Below are 18,608 nucleotides of genomic sequence, written 5' to 3' on the forward strand. Positions count from 1 at the left end.
TCCTTTGTGAAGCGCCCATGCAAAATGACGAGCATTATTGGCACCATTGGCAGCGAATTCAGGCTTAAACCCAACATCTTTTTGATTTCTCAAAGTATGCCATGCATTACCCTCTTGAAATCGCAAGACCTTTATCTACATGAAAAAGATTGTCAACATGATTAAACCATTTACTTTCTCTTTTCATTTCTTCCCTTTTAGAAAAGAGAACACAGATAGCGGATAAGAAATGCCCATGAAACGCGGGAGCCTCTCTGACCATGGAACAATAAAACGCTATTCCTTCAACCCGGAAGGAACAGCCTGCAAAACATGCTCATTGCCTTTCAAGAAAGTCCAAGAGCAAACGCATACACAAAGGGGAAAAACCATAAAACAGACAAAGCCAGAGCTAGGATAAAATCCATTTTCTTTTTAGCTTCAATGAGTCCTCCTACCCCCCACAACAAACTAAGAATAGGACCGCCAAGTATTATTAGCCCAAAAAACATCGTGACCCATTCAGACAAGTTACTCAAATCCATCCATTTCGGAAAACCATAAAAACGGACTCCCACCTCCGTTCCGCAGAAAAGCAATGTAAGGATCCATGAAGCTAGCACGGGATAGTATGATTTGATCTTCATGGGGATGATTTAAACAACGGCAACGAATATCTTCTGCATTCTCATCTTCTTCAGCGAATCATCGACTCCCTGCAAAACGCAGGTGCATAAATTTAATAGAGCACCGTGTTACCACCTGCAGAATGCTGTTTTCTTACTCAGAGATTTCATTTCTAAGAGGCGGACCTTGATTAAGTGGAACATGGGAAAAAGAATGCACCACGGGATTACCGCGGAATACCGAAATCGGGACAGCCTCCTGCCTGTTGAAACCATAGCAAAAACCGACAAAAAAGGCGGGAAAAAATCCCGCCTGCTCAAATTTTCTACAGAATGAAAATCTACTTCCCTTCCTGATTGGTTTCCTCCGGTTTTTCCGCTTCCACGTCAATGGGCTGCGAAAGTTCCGGAGAAGGTCTGGATTCCGGCTTGGAAGCGGAGGAATCGGACATGGCTTCCTTTTCCGTCTTCAACAACTCGTCCTCAAACTCGGATTTGGCCTTCTTGAACTCTCCCAGGCTCTTTCCCAGTCCACGGGCGAATTCCGGAAGTTTTTTGGCTCCGAACAGCAGAAAGACAATCACCAGAATGGCGATGATCTCCGGAGTTCCCAGACCGAAAATGGCTAGTGTATTCATCATGGAAGATACGATATTTTTAACAGATTTATTTCAATGTGGAACTTCATAATACGCTTCATGCGTCATCGCTCCCAGCCTGTTCCTGCTTTTGCTGTTCTGCAAGCCTCCTGACGGCAAAACGGTGAAAACGCCAGACCACGAGGAAAATCACCAGCGAAAGCACCGCCAAACTGCCCCACAGAAGCCAGGATGCGGCGGATGCCGCCTCTTTGTCGCCCAACTCTCCAGCCTGGCTCCAGTAATAATAGGACAGCACGGGGTTCCAAGCTAGGGAACTGTCCGGAAGCAGATGCAGGCGCGCCATGCGGTTCATGGCGGGCAGATAGGCAGCCTGGGCGGAAGCCTTCATCAGGGAATCTCCCTGTGCGTCATCTCCCTTGGCATAATAAAGCTGGGCCAGCATGTACATGCCCTTGGGACTTCCCGTAGCATCCACGACGCGGCGCAGAAGCCTGTACGCCTCATCGGCATCCAGTTCGCCGCCCTTGCCGTTCTGAAGAAGTTCCGCGGCCTTCAGGGCCGCGGGAGCATAGCCGATTGCGGCGGCTTCCCTGTACAAAGACAGAGCGCGGGCGGCATGCTCCCCGGACGGGGAATCCTCCATGAGCATATCTGCCAGGGCAGCCATGCTGTACGGGTCCTTCCACTCCGCCCCCTTCTCAAACCATTGGCGGGCCTTCTCCATGTCCCGGGGCATATACTTGCCGTCCCGGTACATGATGCCCAGTTCCATGACAGCACCCAAATCCTTTTGCTGCGCGGCCTTTTCAAACCATTGCACGGCCCAATTCGCATCCCTGGGCACGCCGAGGCCGTCCCGGTACTTGAAGCCAAGCAGCCCCTGGGCTGTCAGGTTCCCGTGTTCGGCCGCACGCGTCAGCCAGGGGACGGACTTCTCCGGGGAACTGCCGGGAACCAGCTTCCTTTCATAAAGAAGGCCCACCCACAGGGCGGCCTTGGGATCGCCCGCCTCCGCCTCCTTCTGCCAGGAATGGAGGGCCTTTTCATAATAGCTGGTGGCCAGGGCCTCGTCCCGGAGGCCTCCCATGCCCTTGGAAATCATCGCCGCCGTCTGATACTGGGCATCCGCATTGCCGCTGTCTGCGGCGCGGGTAAACCAGAACCGGGCTTTCTCCATATTCTTGGGATAAAGACGGCTGCCGGTGTAAAACAGCTTGCCCAGGTCCAGCATGGCAGACACGTTCCCGGCATCGGCCGCCTTCTCCGTCAGGGAAACGTACTGATTCATCCATCGGGAAGTTTCCGGCACATTGCCGGCCACCTCATAATGCACGACCAGTTGTTTGGCCGCATCTGCGTCTCCGTTCATGGCTTTCTCCCTGAGCCCGGCCAGATAGGCGTCAAAATCTCCTTCTCCGGAGGAAACTGGAGAAGGAGGGACAGGAGATGCCTGAAGAGAAGGCTGTGCCAGGCACAGCGCGCATAATCCGGCAAGGAACCACCATCTGCAATGTCTCTTCATACCGGCACAAGTAAATGATTAACGTCCTCTGCCTCCGCGGGAAAAACCGCCGGAGGATCTGCCTCCAAAGCCGGGCTTGCGGAATCCTCCTTCGCGGCGCTGGAAGCCACCTTCACGGCGTTGAAAACCTCCCTCGCGACGGTCACCTCCGAAGCCGCCTTCATGACGTTGAAAACCTCCTTCGCGACGATCTCCTCCGAAACCGCCTTCACGCCTCTGGAAACCTCCCTCGCGACGGTCACCCCCAAAACCGCCTTCACGGCGCTGGAAACCTCCCTCGCGACGGTCACCTCCGAAGCCGCCTTCATGACGTTGAAAACCTCCTTCGCGACGATCTCCTCCGAAACCGCCTTCACGCCTCTGGAAACCTCCTTCGCGACGATCTCCTCCAAAACCGCCTTCACGGCGCTGGAAACCTCCCTCGCGACGGTCACCTCCGAAGCCGCCTTCACGACGTTGAAAACCTCCTTCGCGACGATCTCCTCCAAAACCACCTTCACGGCGCTGGAAACCTCCCTCACGGCGATCCCTATTGAAACCGCCTTCACGCCTTTGGAAGCCTCCCTCACGGCGGTCGCCTCCGAAACCGCCTTCACGGCGTTGGAAACCTCCCTCACGGCGATCCCTATTGAAACCGCCTTCACGCCTCTGGAATCCTCCTTCACGGCGGTCGCCTCCAAAACCGCCTTCGCGGCGACCTCGGAAATCGTCGCTCCGGTCATTCCGGCGGTCACGGAAACGGAAAGAATCGTCCCGCATCACATCACCTTCCGCGACCTCATCCTGTTCGTCCGTATCTGCAAAACGGGTCTTCATCTCGGGAGAAGGCTCATAAGATTCTCCCGCTTCAAAATCGTCCGGATTAAATACATAACCCTCATCGGAGTCAGAAGCGCTGCCGGATTGTTCCGTTTTGGCGGAAGTCCCGGTGGCAAGCTGGGCCGCACCCAGGTACTTGCGCTGGCGGGGCGGATTCTTCAGAAGAAGAGCCACATCGGCATCATCCATGAACCTCCAGCTTCCTGGGTCCAAATCACCGCCCCACAAGGAACCGATGCGCACGCGCACCAGCTTACGCACGCGCAGGCCCAGGCACTGGAACATCTGGCGGACCTGCCGTTTCAAGCCCTGCTCCAGCACGATGCAGGCGCGGCGCGCGGAAGCGCGGCAGACATATTTGGCCTTGGCGTTGCCTTCCGGAATGCGGACTCCGCGCAGGAACTGCATCAGGACGGAATTGTCAAAATTCTGATCCACCGTCACCCAGTACTCCTTCTCAATGCCTCCGGTGGGATGGGAAAGGGTCTGAGTCAGCTCTCCCTTGTTGGTCATGATCAGCAGGCCCTCGGAATCGGCATCCAGGCGGCCCACGTAATTCAAATGGCGCAAACGGGGCGGCAGCAAGTCGTAAACAGTGCCAATCGCGCCCTGGGCCTCACGGCTGCACACATAGCCGCGGGGCTTGTTCAGCAGCACTACCACTTCCTCCATGGGAGTCATGTGGCGGCCATCCACCTTCACGAAATCCTTATCGGTTACTTTCATTCCGGGAGTATCAATAACTTTCCCGTTCACCTCCACACGTCCTTCCTCAATCAATCTGTCAGCCACCCGGCGGGAATCAATGCCGCAGGATGCCAGGAATTTATTAATGCGGATACCTCCGTTTTCTTCGGAGCCATGTTGTTCTTCACTCATATCGATGTAATGTCCGCTATCTCAGCGGATGTTTTTTATTTGTTTGTTTTGCCGGCAGAACACGTTTTCCAAGGGGAAAAGTTCCGCCAGAAGAAAAAAGCCTCCCGGTTTATAGACATCCGAGAGGCTTCCTGTATTAGGAAAATGATGCGCCATAACGGCCCCGCAGAGGGAAAATCCCGGCGGAAACACTGTCAGGCTTAAGCTTCATGCTTGGTCTTCGGCAGGCCGAGGGGGCTTTGGCCCTTCTTCCATTCACCGCGTTCCTTGAGGAGCTTGACGCGTTCGAAACGCTTCAGGACGGAACGCTTGCCGCCTACGGTACCGGTTGCTTTGAGGCTGGAATGCTTGGACATGATCTTGTGATTTCGTAAAAGGTTCAGAAAGGTGCTTTACACCACCCTCACGGTGGCAGGCGAGGTCTTATAACGGAAGCCCCCCCTCTTGGCAAGAGAAATTTGACGCGACGGCCAAATATCTCACCTGGCGCCGTCCTCCGGATGCGCCTCCACCCATGCCCGCCATAAATCCGGACGGTTCAGGCGCGTACGTTCCAGGGACCGTTCATGCTTCCATTTCTCAATGGCGGGATGGTTGCCGCTCAGCAGGATTTCCGGAACGGACAGGCCGCGGAACTCATTCGGCTTGGTGTAGGCGGGAGCCTCCAGCAAACCGTTGGAAAAAGACTCCTCCACGGAAGAACGTTCATCCCCCAGCACCCCGGGAATCAGCCGCGCCACGGCGTCAATGACCACGACGGCGGCTATGGCTCCGTTGGTCAGGATGTAGTCCCCGATGGACAATTCTACGTCCACCAGTTCCTCCACCACGCGGTGGTCCACCCCCTCGTAATGGCCGCAAAGAATGATGAGATGGCCGCCGGAAGCGGCCAGTTCCCCGGCCAGGTCCTGGTTGAACGTCCTCCCCTGCGGAGTCATCAGCACCACCCGCGTTTCCGGGCGCCTGAGTTCCTCCACGGCGGCGAAAATAGGTTCCGGCTTCAGCAGCATGCCCTGTCCGCCTCCGCAAAGATAATCGTCCGTCTTGCGGTGCCTGTCCTTCGTCCAGTCCCTGATATTGTGGCAGCGCACCTCCACAAGGCCCTTTTCACGGGCCTTGCCGAGGATGCTCCCCGCCAGGGGGGCTTCCACCATCTCCGGAAACAGGGAAAGAACGTCTATGGTCAGAGCGGCAGACATAAAAGGAAAATGTCAGCGGTCGCGCTTGTGGCCGCGCAGCATGGCCTCAATAAAGGGGTCCAGGTTGCCGTCCATCACGTCCTGAATGTTGCCGGACTCCACGCCCGTGCGCAGGTCCTTCACCATCTGGTAAGGCTGGAAGACATAGGACCGGATCTGGTTGCCCCAGCCGATGTCCCCCTTCTCACTGTACTGACGGTCCGCCTCAGCCTGCTTCTTGTCTTCCTCAATCTGGTACAGCTTGGCGCGCAGCATATTCATGGCCTCTTCCTTGTTGCGCAGCTGGCTGCGTTCGTTCTGGCAGGCCACGATCACTCCGGAAGGAATGTGCGTGATGCGCACGGCGGTTTCCACCTTGTTCACGTTCTGGCCGCCCTTGCCGCCGGAACGGTAGGTATCCACCTTCAAATCCTTGTCCAGAATCTCAATGTTGATGGAATCGGAAACCTCCGGAGTAGCGTCCAGGGACGCAAAGGAAGTGTGCCTCTTTCCGGCGGAATCAAAGGGAGAAATGCGCACCAGGCGGTGAATGCCGCGCTCGTTCTTCAAATAACCGTAGGCATACTCCCCGTCCACCTTCACGGTCACGGAACGGATGCCGGCATCGTCGCCGTCCGTACTTTCCAGATAAGTCACCGTAAAGCCGCGGCGTTCGCACCAGCGCATATACATGCGCAGCAGCATGGATGCCCAGTCGCAGGCCTCCGTGCCGCCGGCTCCGGCATGAATCGTCAAATAACAGGAAGCCTGGTCCTGCGGAGAATTCAGCAGGGTCAGCAGCTCAAAATCGGCCAGGGACTTCTCCCATTTTCCGAACTCTTCCACAGCCTCACGTCCCAGGTCGTCGTCGTCCGCCTCCTGGGCCAGTTCAATCGTGGCGTCTATATCTTCCAGGCGCGACTTCAGGGAGGAAAACGCCTCCATCCTGTGCTTCAGGGGATTCACTTCCGCCATCAGCGCCCGCGCGGCGTTCTGGTCATCCCAAAAATCCGGGGCGCTCATGCGTTCGTCCAACTCGGCTACTCGTTTTTGTATGCCGTCCAGGTCAAAGATAGCTCCCGAGCTCGGAAAGACGGCTGTGCAAAGCAGCCGTGTCGAGCGCCGAGAGATCTGCAGCGATATGGGGATCCATGCGCGGGAACCTACCATGAATCAGACAAGCGGAAAAGGGCAAAATGCCGTGCCTTCAAGTCATCCCGCGCCATGAGCCGGCAAATGGCCACACAGGAACCAGCCCTGCCCCTCCAATACTTCCTTCCATTCCCGCACTCCCGGAACCCGGAACGGAAAAGCTCCCGACTTTCATGGCGAAAAAACTCCCCTGAAACCCGGAAGAAGAAAATTTTTCTTACTCGCCTTCCGTAACTCGTAAAATCCCGCCGTGGAAAACAGGAATCGCCCTCCACAAAAACGGAATTCCCAGTCTCCTTTACAAGGACGCGAACCTTGCAGTTCCACCCCCGGATCAAGACACCCTATCTGCCTCCGTTTTCCACACCGTCCGCAAACGGGCGAATACGGCAGGACTTGAGCCGTTCAATCTCCTCAAAAGTCATGATGTGCTCAATCTGGCAGGCAACCTCATTGGCCCGTTCCTCCGACAGGGCGAGTTCTTCACGCAGGAAATCAAACAAAATGCCGTGGCTGACGATGATCTTGCCCGCGATTCTGCGCCCCTGCGGAGTCAGCTTGACGGGGGCATACTGCGTGTATTCCACCAGGCCTATGTCCGCCAGCTGCTTCACGGCGGAAGTCACGGAAGGCATCTTCACCTTGAGCATTTCCGCAATATCCCGCACCTGGGCTGTGCCGTTCTTTTCAGACAGCAGGCCGATGGCCTCCAGGTAATCTTCATTGCTCTTGGTAAGTTCCAGCATGGTGTGAGAAATCAGTTAACCCCTTAGGCGGAACTAACTCAAGATTTTTTCCAGCCTTATTTAGAATTAGAAAAAAAACCGCCGCGGACAGAACATCCGCGGCGGCCAAATCAATCAGTGTAAAACGAAGTGAAGCTTATTTCTCTTCAGAGGGGCTCCATTCTTCGTTTTCACGGGTAGCCAGATTGAAGGCGTGTTCCAGACCGACCATGTCGCTGCTCGGGCGAAGGGCTTCAAAGGAAGCGGTTTCACGGCGGAGCTGTTCGGTGTCGTAATTGACGGCCTTGATGGAAAGGCCGATACGGCGTTCGATGCTGTCCACCTTGATCACGCGGGCGGTGATTTCATCACCCACCTTGATCACGTCCTTCACGCGTTCCACATGGTCTTCGCTCAGCTGGGAAATGTGGATCAGGCCGTCGATGTCGCCGTCCAGATTCACAAAGGCGCCGAAGCTGGCGATCTTGGCCACCTGGCCGCTCACCATGTCGCCCACCTTGAAGCGGTCGTTGATGGATTCCCACGGATCGGACTCAAGCTGCTTGATGCCAAGGGAGACGCGCTGGTCTTCCTTCTTGATTTCCAGAACGATGGCTTCCACTTCGTCGCCCTTCTTGAGCACTTCGGAGGGGTGGTTGATCTTGCGGGTCCAGCTCATGTCGGACACGTGGATCATGCCGTCGATGCCTTCTTCCAGGCCCACAAAGGCGCCGTAGGGAGTAAGGTTGCGGACCTGGCCCTTGATAACGGTGCCGATCGGGAAGCGGGATTCGATATCCGCCCAGGGATTGTCTTCCAGCTGACGGACGCCGAGGGAGATCTTCTGTTCCTTGACGGAAATGGAAAGCACAACGGCTTCGATCTCCTGGTCCAGCTTCAGTACGTCGCTCGGACGGGTGATTCTCTTGACCCAGGACAGTTCGGAAACGTGAACAAGACCTTCCACGCCTTTTTCCAGCTCCACGAAGGCGCCGTACGGCAGGAGCTTGGTCACGCGGCCTTTGACCTGGGAATTGATCGGGTACTTGCGTTCGATGTCCGCCCAGGGATTGTCCGTCATCTGCTTCAGACCCAGGGAAACGCGTTCCTTGTCGCGGTCCACTTCCAGAATCACGACTTCCAGGGACTGGCCGATGTGGAGCATTTCGCTCGGATGGTTCACGCGGCCCCAGCTCATGTCCGTAATGTGGAGCAGGCCGTCCATGCCGCGGAGGTCCACGAAAGCGCCGAAGTCCGTGATATTCTTCACGAGGCCTTCCACCTTGTCGCCTTCCTTGACGGTTTCAAGGAAGCGCTGGCGCTGGTCGGCGCGTTCGGCTTCGATCACCTCGCGGCGGGAAAGAACGATATTCTTGCGGTCGTCGTTCACCTTGACGATCTTGAACTCGTAAACCTTGCCGACATACTCGTTCAGGTCGCGCGGGGGAATGATATCCACCTGGGAACCGGGCAGGAAGGCTTCCACGCCAACGTTGACCATCAGGCCGCCCTTGACGACGCTCTTCACTTTGCCCTTGACCAGGCCGCCGTCGCGGTACACGCCCACGATCTTGTCCCAATTCTGCTTATGGGCGGCCTTTTCCTTGGAAAGGACGACGATACCTTCGTCGTTTTCGAGGCGTTCCAGAAGGACCTCGATCTGGTCCCCTACTTCGATCTCCTCGTCTTCAAACTCGGAAATGGAAATAGCGCCTTCGGACTTGTAGCCGATGTCCACCAAAACGACTTGGGGACGGATTTCCTGGATGGTTCCGGTAACGATGGAACCTTCTCGTAATTCGCGGAACTTGCTGTCAATCAGCTCCGCCAGTTCAGTTGTGCTCATTTAAATGGTTGATGAGTTAGTATTGGCGATTTTTCTCATAGCCCCTGGTTGGCCGGCGGGCAATCGGGGCGCCTTCCCCCGCCGGGCGAAAAATCGGTCGCTTTCAATAGCAGTTCTCCATAAAAACTCAAGGCTTTTCTTGAAAAAACTCTCCGCTGGCATGAAGACTTTCCCGCCCCGTTCTCTCCCCTGTGGAAACGCTCCTGAAAAACAGGGCGCAGAAAAGCCTTGAGAGGGCACGTTCCCATGTTAAATTTCCGCAATGGGGGTCCCTTCCCCTCCGTACCATAACCCCTGCACTTCCGTAACATGAAAAAACACCTCCTTCCTCTTATTGTTTCCCTGGGACTGGCCGGAACCGCCTTGCTCCAGGCGGCGGAAACCATCAAACTGGACCAGCCGGACCTGACGCGCGGCTCCACAGTCATGAAAGCCCTGTCGGACAGGCAATCCATCCGCAGCTGTTCGGATAAAATGCTCTCTCAGAAAGACCTCTCCGACCTCGTCTGGGCGGCCAACGGCATCAACCGGGCCGACTCCGGAAAGCGCACGGCTCCATCCGCCATGAACCGGCAGGACGTCAAAATCTATGTATGCACCAAGGACGCCTCCTATCTGTACGACCACAAGGCGCATGCCCTGGTTCCCGTCAGCGATGGAGACGCCCGGCCGGCCGATGCGCCCGTCTGCCTCATCCTGGTAACGGACACGGCCGAACCCTGGGCGGCGATGGATGCGGGAATCGTCTCCCAGAACATCTCCCTCTTCTGCTCCGGCACGGGCCTGGCAACCTACCCGAAAGGCAGCATGGACAAGAACGCTCTGCAAGCGGCGCTGAAACTCAAAGCCCCGCAAACCGTCATGCTCTGCCACCCGGTAGGCTACAAACAGGACAAATAACAGCCTATTCCCAAAAGGCGTGCACATGGAATGCCCTCCCGGCACTCAGCCAGACACCCCGCAAATAAAAATGGCGGGGTGTTTTTTATGCACATGATGCATATTTCTACTCCCTCCGGGCCGGCCCAACGCCCTCCGGTGCAGGATTCTCCTGAATCCGTTCCCTACCCCTGCTTTCAACCTGATGGAAACGCCTCCACTCTTCCACCCGATCCCCGCACCTTTCTTTTTCCTTTCCGGATGGCGGGCGATTCCGAAGCCATTCAAAAAAACAAAACGTAAACGATGCGCAGATCAAAACCTCACGCCTGCGGTTCCGGCAAAATATCCACGTAAATGCCGGGGGAACTCCCTTCAATGGGAACAGCGCCCACCGTCCGGGCATAAAAGTCGGCAGGCCCCACACCGCCGATAATCCCATACGCGTGCCCCATGTCCCTCAAACCGCGCAGGGCGGAAACCAGCAACACCCGCCCCACACCGCTCTTCCCGGCCTCTTCCCCGACGCCCATCGGCCCCAGGAAACCCCGGGCCGTCACGTCGTAACAGGCAAACCCAATCATTTGCTTCTCCCTCGTAGCAATAAAGCAGGAAATGGGCTGCCGTGCAAAAGCCGTCTTCGTCTCACTCACCCACTTGGGGGAAAAATGGCGCCCCACCCAATCCGCAACCAGATGCCGTTCATAAGCGCCGGGGCGCCGTATCAGGATGCCCCGCTCCTTCAAGACCTGCACTTCATCATCAATATCGGGCAAATCATACAGCCGCACCAGCATATCCATCATAGCCCCTGAACCGTAGCACAATTAAGTTCCGCCGCGAACAAAAAAAACTGGACAAACCGCCTTTCCGCCCTTAGACTGCGCCGCACCACATCAACGAGCTGTAGCGCAGGCTGGTAGCGCGCTTCGTTCGGGACGAAGAGGTCGCAGGTTCGAATCCTGTCAGCTCGACCAATTTAATAGCCGCCTCCGGGCGGCTTTTTTGTGCCCTAAAAATTGAACATCAAGCAATTTTACACCTCAAAATTCCTATTCCCCCATAGCCTAAACGAAGGTGCAGACCGTCTACTGGGGTGAATCAATAACGCCCTGTTGATGGAATTTACCCTCCTGCAAGAGGACAATATCACATAAGCCAAATTCTAAAAGTTTAGCCTGAAAGGATAGACGTTAAAGCCATTTACAAATTCAGAGGGAAAAACGCCCTTGGAGCCAAAGTCCTCAACTTTGTGAAATCCAAAATCAATACCGACACAGGAGCGCTCTGCCACATCCAAAACCCCAAGGTTGGAGAATGACCTCTCTTCCCATGAAAAAGCTCCGCTCATATTTCACGAACGGGGCTGCCGTAATTTTTCAAATTCACCTGGGGGTTTGATCAATGACGATAAAATCCTTTTTCCCCACATACTCCCTCCGGGCACCCGGATCTCCATATTCGTCCCGGAAACGTACTTCCAGTTCGTATATTTTTCCGCTGGCCAGAGGTTGTAAATAGGTCAGCAGCAGGTACGCATCCTTGACGGGCACTTCATGCTTCTCTCCGGGGTTCAAGGTAATAAAGCGCATAAGATCCGCAACACGTTCCATTTGATAGGAGGGAAGATACCATGCCGTTGGCCTTTCTCCCTTCTTGCCGTTTCCCTGACTCCAAATCTTGATGATGATATTCGGCCCGCGTTCCTTGAGAGGATAGAAGTCGTCGAAAAGACGCACAACTTTTTCTCCCTTGTTGGCAAACACCAGCTTGAAGTCCGGAAAAGCGGCTCTTGGATCAAACGAGGTCTTTTCCATCACCACGGAACATTCAACTCCGTTGTCGGCCTTGTCCCCCCATGCGGGATCATGGAGGGACAGGCTGGCCAGAAGTCCTAAAATCTGGAAGATTTTTTTCATTACAGCACGAGTTTAGTCGCCGCCCGGAGAGTCCCCAGGAAACAATTCTTACCCTGCTGATTATAGTAGCGCGTTTCCAGTTCACAAGAACATTGTTTCCAGTCTTCCAACTCGACGTTATCCAGACAAACCGGAATTGTCACATGGTATTCCTCTCCGGGTGCAAGCTCCCGGTAGTTCAATGCACGATGAAACGTCATTGTTCCCATCTTACGATCAAGAACACGAACGTCTCCCCGTTCGGTTCCCAGAATCGTCATGAAGAAGAAATCGGACGTTTCGTCGTCGATTTCGTCCAGAATCCGGACAGGCAGACTTCCCTCGTTGCGGAAACAGACTGTAATTTCTCCCTGCATGAACCTGGATGTGTCAGCAATGGAGAGCTTCAGGGATGTTGATTCCTCCGCAACTGCCCTGCTCCGTGTTTTCCCTTCGTTGACCGGCGGCAGGAAGCAAGGAGGCTCAATCGTGCCGGGTTGAGTAATATCCGCAGAAACATTCCATCCATTGGTTAACGCCTGTTCTATAACCTGAAGGGTAGCATTATTCAGGACTTGTTGTCCGGCACAATAGGGGCGGTCGTTGGCGCCGTCCGGCAAACGCATCACATAATCTTTAACTTCGAGCCGTAAAATATCTTTCCACGTTTGGACAGCCTTATTCATAGCTTCTATGGCGTCATCCATCTCCGGCTTTTCAGTGCAGGAAACACTCTGCTTTTCCAATTCTTCCTGTATTTTTAATTCCTTCCAGTAGTATTTGTAAGCATCTTCCCATTGCCGGCGGTGGTGTTGTTCGTGCGCGAGCGAGGCGGCCTGAGTATGCCACTTCCACACTCCCGCACGAGATTGATAGCCGTTCATGCAGTCAACCGCTTCGATGGCCTCAGCCTCTGAAACGGGAGGGTTGGCCAAAGCATCTCTGTAAGAGTCAGTTTTCAGAGAAATCTTGGAACCACAAGTAACGAGCTGAAGGCGCAACCTCCATACATTGGCGGCCTCATCCTTGCAGACGGTAACATAGAAATTTGGAGGCGTGCCCGTTGTTTCACTTCTATTCAGACTGTTGTCAATCGTGAATTCCGGGTGGTCCCATTGGATTTCGACTTGTTGAGAAGGTTCACATGTAATGGAAGCCTCCCGTTCAATCGTCCAAAGCTTGATTTTGGGAGATGCTGAAAATTCACGGTTCATGGTGGAGTTTCCCTGGTACTTCCCTTCCATAATAGGTTTGGTATCCATGGTAACGTTGAATGCAACGGCATTGTTGCTGACGGGCTTGTAAGCGTGATTGCTGTATATCAAAGAAACCTTGTAATACCCGGCTTTCAGATATCTTGAACCCGTTTCCAGAGACAATTTCCCATTGGGCGGATCTCCTTTTTTCCCGCAGAGAAGTTCTCCTGCAAGGCTGAGGTACCCCTCATCGTCGGCTTCTACACCGAAATAATACAAGCCGTCATGTTCCACCTTGATGAACATTTCGGGAGCTCCGGCACAGGTGGCATAATCCGAAGGAGTTCCGTCAAAGCCATATATCATTTCATCAACACCGAGCGTCTTGCTGATAAGAGGCTCATACCCTTGATAAATGCAGACGGGATTAACTGCCTTGTTGATTGGTATGTAATTATTCATTACTATTGTTTGCTGTTTATTTTTTGGAAAGACTGAACCATCAGTCTTCTAGTATCCTGCCGATGTTCCATTGAACATATCAACACGTTTAACGCGTAGTTCACCCCACATTCGCCACGTAGGGGAAGGTTAAAACGACACGATAATCAAGCGGAAAATAAAGGGTATGAAAGGGGTACAAGAACACAACCATTGACTATCAATAGCCAAAAACTGAATTCTCTTCGTTCGGGACGAAGAGGTCGCAGGTTCGAATCCTGTCAGCTCGACCACTTTTTAATAGCCGCCTCCGGGCGGCTATTTTGTTGTGACTCATTTTTACAAAACAGGCTGCAAAATGGTCATGGAATGAGCAGACGGAACTCTTGAAAACAAATGCCGTGGCCCCCACAAATCTTTTAATTCCATGGAGTCCAAAATCAATACGGACCGGGGAAACTTCACGATATCCAGAATCCAGGAATAGAGAATAAGCTCCTTCTCCCGCAAAAAATCCGCTCACGTTTTGTTTTATGAGGGCGGTTAATTCATTTTTCCACGTTGACTTGGGAGGAAGAAAAAGTTTTTTCATAAAAGTACAGACACGGTTGTTTCCGGAACTCGATGGAAACAGACTGCTCCATGCCAGTTGCAGGAAAGCGCTTCCAGTTCTTCAGTTTATCATTCCCTCAATTTAAAAAAATGGGCGAATATTGAAACGAATATCAAGTCTGTATTCTTCTCCTGGAAACAACTTAAGACACATCACTTCCCTGGACACGTTGTTCTATTCATGAGCTTCCGCCAATTCAATAACATGAGCAGTAGCATCGTTCAGGCTTGTTACCCGGTCTGTTCGCTATTGCAATAGGATTGTTAAATGGGGGAATTATCAAGCAGCACTTAACATCATAAAGCAAAAACAACTCCATGCTTAAAAAATACTGCCGCTTCACCATTCAGTCAAGAAATGGAATGGCATCTATTTTTAATAAAAAAACGCACGCTTAAACTGTTGTAAAAATACGGAAGTTTTTCATTGCCAATCTCTATGTCCTTTCTAGCATCTCCCATAACCTTCCAACCACATGAAATTGAATATCTATTGGTGTACGGATGAGCGGTACTTTTATCAGACCTCCATCTCCGTCTTTTCCCTTCTTCTGCATAAAAGAGAAGAGGACAAGGCCCATTTAAACATCCTGAGTTATAAGCCTCTAAAGGAAAAAAACAGGCAGGTGTTGGAAAAAGCCGTATCTTCCTTTCCCGGGGCAACGGTGACATACCGTCTGCTGGAAAGTGAATTATCCGGAAAGCTGGTTGGCAATCATACAGGAGAAAACAGACTCACATCAACAACATATGCCCGGCTACTTATTCCTCAGATGGCATCAGAAGAAAGAGTCCTTTACCTGGATTCCGATACCATTGTCTGCCAGGATTTAAGCCCTCTGTTTGAGATGGACATGAAAGGCCTTGATCTTGGAGCCGTGGAAATCCCCTACTTCCACGGGGATCCATTTTGGGCATCTCTGAATAACTTCGGTTTTCCCGTCTCAACATATGACTACTTCAATGCCGGGGTCCTTTTGATGAATATCCCCCTCCTGAAAAACAACCACCTCTTTTTCCATGCGGCAACTCTGTCCATGAAACACCGGTTCAGGTGTGACGATCAGGATGCCCTGAACATTTCAGCGCGCGGCCAATTCTTCCGTCTTCCCCAAAAATACAACTTTTACTATGAAAACTATCCCAAGCACCTGGCCTCTCCGGAAATCCGGCAAGAAATGGAACGCATGACGGCGGAAAAAAACTATGCCATCGTCCATTATCCGGGAAGTTCCAAACCGTGGAACCATGGCGTTCATACCCTTGATTTTCTCTGGAAGGACTGCGAAAAGAAATTCAGGGATTCCATCAATCACTGCTTTTGATACCCCTTCATGGGAAAAAGCATCCATTCATCCTTCTCGGATCAATCGGGAATCTCCCCTCATCAAAACAGTATCCATGCCGCCTCCGGCACTAGAAATTCCGTTGCGCCATAGTAACGATAGTCCAGAAAAAACCACTTCCGGCAAACGGCATTTTATCAGTCATCCCTCAATTTCACATTGCTCCCGCGGCCTTTCTTCTCTTAACATGCGGGCGATGAGTGAATACTTCCTGAAGCTTCCCGGCGATTCACAGCCGAGGTCCTATTCTGAATACGAAGTCCGGGAATTTCTGGGCCAGGGCGTCATTGACTCGAAAACGCTCACCTGGAAGCCGGGCATGGACGGATGGCAGCCAGTCGGGCAGGTTTTGCCGAAAAAAGAGCCGGAAAACCTCCCCTACCGGAAGGAAGATCCGGATATCTCCCCTCCGCCCCCCACGTACCGTTTGCGGTACTCCCTCTTCGAGTTCTCCAGATTAGCCTTTCCGGCCTGTTTCATTCTTCTGGCCTGCTCACTGTGGACCCTGTGGATTGTCTGTTTCCATCATATCGTGGACTATGCGGAGGTTCAAACCACTCTCCGGCAGGTCGTAGATCAGCTTCCCTCCTACGTGCTTCCCCTCATTTTCCTGTTCAGCCTTTTGTGCATCCCCTCCCTGGCCGTCCAGCTGGTCTGGCTTTACCGGGCCTGCGCCAACGTACAGCAATTCCGCGTTTCAGGGTTGCGGTTCACTCCCCTGGCCAGCGTTATCCTCAGCTGCATGCCTCTCGTTGGCATGGTGCTCAATGCCCTGATCATCCAGGAACTGTATAGAGCCTCAAAAAATCCGGAAGAATGGATGCTGCAATCCCCCTCCCTGGCCGTGCGGCTGTACTTAACCGCGGCGACCGCCCTCACGCTGTCCCTGCTTTTCCCTTTCGGAGTGGAACATTATCTGGTGGCCTTCTTCCTGATCGGTTCCCTGATAACCGCGGCCAGCATCCTGTGGCTGATATCCGTTCTCCAAATCAGCAGGATGCAGCGGGAACTGGCCTCCAGGCAGGAAGACAAACTTCCGTAAACGGCCTTTCCGGTTACGGAGCGGGTTTCAGGGCGCCTTCCTGCTGTTCCTTCGGCAGAATCTTGTCCAGAGCCTCCATGCTGTTGTCCCGGTAAAGGTTTTCCAGCAGTTTCTCCCAGCCGGCAGCCTGCTGAACATCCTTCAGGGCAATCACGGGGTCCGGAATCATCATCGCGGGGTCGGGAGCGTACTTTTCCAGCACCTCGTCCGGATTGATCCGGTTGAACGTCGTCTTGCCATACCCCGGCATTCCCGCCTCATGGGCGATGGACTCAATCATTTCAAAATGCAGATGGGCCAGATAATTGCCGTGCGCCGTGCCCACAGTGCCGATCTGCTCCCCACGGCCCACGATGGTTCCCAGAGGAATGTCGCTGATAGTTTTAAGATGAGCATACAGGCTCTGCACAAAACGGCCGTCAGGAAGCCGATGCAGCAGAACCACGACGTTTCCCCAGTCCGGAGACGGTTCCCCGGCATAAATCAGCAGCCCGCGTCCCGCGGCACGCACCGGAAGCCCCTCATCCGTATTCTCTCCACCAATGCCGTTCAAATCCTGTCCGGTATGCCTGCCGCCGCGCGCGGCATTCATGGCTCCGAACCCCTGGGCGGAATACGTAAACGCTCCGTTGTCATCCCCCAGCGGGGACACAAACACATCCGCCAGAGGGGCCTTGGCCAGTTCCTGGGGAGTCAGCAGAATCAGTCTGTAATCCACGGGAATGGGAGCGGACTGCGGAACATCCACGTCATAAATATTTTTGTACGCGCCCGCATCCGGACTGGCGGCGTCACGGGCCTTGTACCAGGCAAACGCTGCAACCATCACCCCGGCCGTCACCAGCAGGCCCAGAATGACGCGGGATGTCGTCTTGTCAATCATTGTTCCCACTCTATATGCAATGCACCGCATTGACAATCACAAGATGGTTACTGCAACGTCTGCGGAAACCTGCTTTCCCACAATTCCCGCGCAGTCAGGATGTCCTCCGCGGCGGCTCTCCCCGAAAGTTCCCAGACAAGCGGCACGCCTGCGGGGAAAAAAGGCAAAAGGCGTTCAAAAGGCACCCCGCTCCCCATCAAGGGCACCTGGTGATCGCGGGCCGGCCATTTGACGTCGTTCACGTGCCCGCCGATCAAATGGGGAGATATACTGTGGATGAATTGTTCATGATTCAATAAGAGCAAATTGTGCTTCCGCTGAATATGCCCGAAATCATGCCAGTAACCGACAAACCTCTCTTCTGCAAACTCCCGCATCAGGTCCGCCATTTCATCCTCACTGGGAATCTGTTCATAATGGCTGCGGCCTTCGATGCCCAGTTTCACTCCGAACTCCGAGGCATGGGGCAATAACTGGCGGATGGCCTCGCGGGCACGCTCCACATAAACGGGAGCGAGACGGTTGCGGCGCCTGACGAATTCCCCCTTGGTCCGGGCAAACTCCTCCGTGCCCACCAGCCCTTCCCTGGCCATGGTCTGCAGCCGGGCCGTATCCGTACGCTTCACCAGCGGTTCCACCGTCCCCATGTGCAAAACAATATATCCGGCGCCCAGGGAGGCGCCCTGTTCAATGGACTTCTTCGTCAGTTCAATCGCCTTGCTGCGGACCTGGGGCAAATCCGCCGTAAACGGCCTGCTGTCCGGGGCATCCCCCACCTCGTCAATCGGAGCGGGAAAATAATTGTGAACGCCGGCCACACGCACCTTGCCCGCTTCCACGGCCCTCATGATGCCCGGCAAAAGAGAAAGCTTGATGCCGTGGGAAAGTTCCACATGGTCAAACCCCAGGGAAAGAATCTCATCAATCATCTCCTCCCCGTCCTGATGACGGTGGGAATTCCAGCATGTAGAAAAAACCAGCAT

17 protein-coding genes and 2 tRNA genes are annotated in these 18,608 nt (G+C 53.9%); 5 read left to right on the forward strand and 14 right to left on the reverse strand.

Going from position 1 to position 18,608, the window contains the following annotated elements:
• Positions 1 to 326: 326 nt before the first annotated feature.
• The 9 genes from V3C19_RS09320 to V3C19_RS09360 all read right to left on the reverse strand — a co-directional run bounded on the left by V3C19_RS09320 (position 327) and on the right by V3C19_RS09360 (position 9,328).
• Positions 327 to 626, reverse strand: a complete 300-nt coding sequence (locus V3C19_RS09320; protein WP_130084781.1) for a hypothetical protein — start codon at positions 624 to 626, stop codon at positions 327 to 329.
• A 320-nt stretch (positions 627 to 946) separates the two neighbouring features.
• Positions 947 to 1,246, reverse strand: coding sequence for a twin-arginine translocase TatA/TatE family subunit (gene tatA / locus V3C19_RS12865; RefSeq protein WP_130084782.1), 300 nt, complete (start codon positions 1,244 to 1,246; stop codon positions 947 to 949).
• A 55-nt stretch (positions 1,247 to 1,301) separates the two neighbouring features.
• The gene (locus V3C19_RS09330) at positions 1,302 to 2,729 is read right to left on the reverse strand and encodes an SEL1-like repeat protein (protein WP_130084783.1); all 1,428 of its coding nucleotides are present in this window, start codon (positions 2,727 to 2,729) and stop codon (positions 1,302 to 1,304) included.
• A gap of 18 nt (positions 2,730 to 2,747) precedes the next feature.
• Positions 2,748 to 4,427, reverse strand: coding sequence for a pseudouridine synthase (locus V3C19_RS09335; RefSeq protein WP_302389482.1), 1,680 nt, complete (start codon positions 4,425 to 4,427; stop codon positions 2,748 to 2,750).
• A 200-nt stretch (positions 4,428 to 4,627) separates the two neighbouring features.
• Entirely contained in the window at positions 4,628 to 4,783 is a 156-nt protein-coding gene (locus tag V3C19_RS09340; RefSeq protein WP_012419301.1) for a small basic protein, read from the reverse strand.
• A gap of 123 nt (positions 4,784 to 4,906) precedes the next feature.
• The gene (gene trmD / locus V3C19_RS09345; protein WP_130084785.1) at positions 4,907 to 5,626 is read right to left on the reverse strand and encodes a tRNA (guanosine(37)-N1)-methyltransferase TrmD; all 720 of its coding nucleotides are present in this window, start codon (positions 5,624 to 5,626) and stop codon (positions 4,907 to 4,909) included.
• A gap of 12 nt (positions 5,627 to 5,638) precedes the next feature.
• Positions 5,639 to 6,758 (reverse strand): peptide chain release factor 2 gene (gene prfB / locus V3C19_RS09350; protein WP_192907219.1). Its coding sequence is split into 2 segments (ribosomal slippage): positions 5,639 to 6,673 and positions 6,675 to 6,758, totalling 1,119 coding nucleotides; the frame shifts between segments, so codons are not numbered across the junction.
• 343 nt (positions 6,759 to 7,101) lie between these two features.
• Positions 7,102 to 7,503 (reverse strand): metal-dependent transcriptional regulator, encoded by a 402-nt coding sequence (locus V3C19_RS09355; RefSeq protein ID WP_295877087.1) that lies wholly within the window; start codon positions 7,501 to 7,503, stop codon positions 7,102 to 7,104.
• Between the two features lie 136 nt (positions 7,504 to 7,639).
• Positions 7,640 to 9,328, reverse strand: coding sequence for a 30S ribosomal protein S1 (locus tag V3C19_RS09360; protein ID WP_067569117.1), 1,689 nt, complete (start codon positions 9,326 to 9,328; stop codon positions 7,640 to 7,642).
• Between the two features lie 309 nt (positions 9,329 to 9,637).
• Between V3C19_RS09360 and V3C19_RS09365 the strand changes: the two genes are divergently transcribed.
• The gene (locus V3C19_RS09365; RefSeq protein WP_295877090.1) at positions 9,638 to 10,228 is read left to right on the forward strand and encodes a SagB/ThcOx family dehydrogenase; all 591 of its coding nucleotides are present in this window, start codon (positions 9,638 to 9,640) and stop codon (positions 10,226 to 10,228) included.
• Positions 10,229 to 10,530: 302 nt separating this feature from the next.
• Here the strand turns inward: V3C19_RS09365 and V3C19_RS09370 are convergent, their stop codons facing one another.
• A complete protein-coding gene (locus V3C19_RS09370; RefSeq protein ID WP_295934553.1) occupies positions 10,531 to 11,013 on the reverse strand; it encodes a GNAT family N-acetyltransferase in 483 nt (160 codons plus the stop codon).
• 94 nt (positions 11,014 to 11,107) lie between these two features.
• Here V3C19_RS09370 and V3C19_RS09375 point away from each other — a divergent pair.
• Positions 11,108 to 11,184, forward strand: a tRNA-Pro gene (locus tag V3C19_RS09375).
• A gap of 408 nt (positions 11,185 to 11,592) precedes the next feature.
• On the opposite strand, the gene V3C19_RS09380 is transcribed toward V3C19_RS09375, so the two are convergent.
• Together V3C19_RS09380 and V3C19_RS09385 are read right to left on the reverse strand one after the other, a co-directional pair.
• Complete coding sequence (locus V3C19_RS09380) at positions 11,593 to 12,126, reverse strand: hypothetical protein (protein WP_295934551.1); 534 nt, start codon at positions 12,124 to 12,126, stop codon at positions 11,593 to 11,595.
• Entirely contained in the window at positions 12,126 to 13,763 is a 1,638-nt protein-coding gene (locus tag V3C19_RS09385; RefSeq protein WP_295934549.1) for a hypothetical protein, read from the reverse strand. The genes V3C19_RS09380 and V3C19_RS09385 overlap by 1 nt, the downstream gene beginning before the upstream one ends.
• Positions 13,764 to 13,910: 147 nt before the next feature.
• Here V3C19_RS09385 and V3C19_RS09390 point away from each other — a divergent pair.
• The 3 genes from V3C19_RS09390 to V3C19_RS09400 all read left to right on the forward strand — a co-directional run bounded on the left by V3C19_RS09390 (position 13,911) and on the right by V3C19_RS09400 (position 16,742).
• Positions 13,911 to 14,035: transfer RNA gene (locus tag V3C19_RS09390), tRNA-Pro, on the forward strand.
• A gap of 795 nt (positions 14,036 to 14,830) precedes the next feature.
• Positions 14,831 to 15,679: a glycosyltransferase family 8 protein gene (locus V3C19_RS09395; RefSeq protein WP_295934547.1), complete on the forward strand. Its 849-nt coding sequence runs from the start codon at positions 14,831 to 14,833 to the stop codon at positions 15,677 to 15,679.
• Between the two features lie 217 nt (positions 15,680 to 15,896).
• Positions 15,897 to 16,742: a GYF domain-containing protein gene (locus tag V3C19_RS09400; protein ID WP_295877113.1), complete on the forward strand. Its 846-nt coding sequence runs from the start codon at positions 15,897 to 15,899 to the stop codon at positions 16,740 to 16,742.
• Positions 16,743 to 16,755: 13 nt separating this feature from the next.
• Here V3C19_RS09400 and V3C19_RS09405 read toward each other — a convergent pair whose 3' ends face one another.
• The gene (locus tag V3C19_RS09405; protein WP_161981429.1) at positions 16,756 to 17,625 is read right to left on the reverse strand and encodes a M23 family metallopeptidase; all 870 of its coding nucleotides are present in this window, start codon (positions 17,623 to 17,625) and stop codon (positions 16,756 to 16,758) included.
• Positions 17,626 to 17,672: 47 nt separating this feature from the next.
• On the reverse strand, positions 17,673 to 18,608 hold the full coding sequence (locus V3C19_RS09410; RefSeq protein WP_130084799.1) for a TIM barrel protein: 936 nt from the start codon (positions 18,606 to 18,608) through the stop codon (positions 17,673 to 17,675).

The sequence above is a fragment of the Akkermansia sp. AE01SA01 genome (genome assembly GCF_036417395.1).
Taxonomy (GTDB): domain Bacteria; phylum Verrucomicrobiota; class Verrucomicrobiia; order Verrucomicrobiales; family Akkermansiaceae; genus Akkermansia.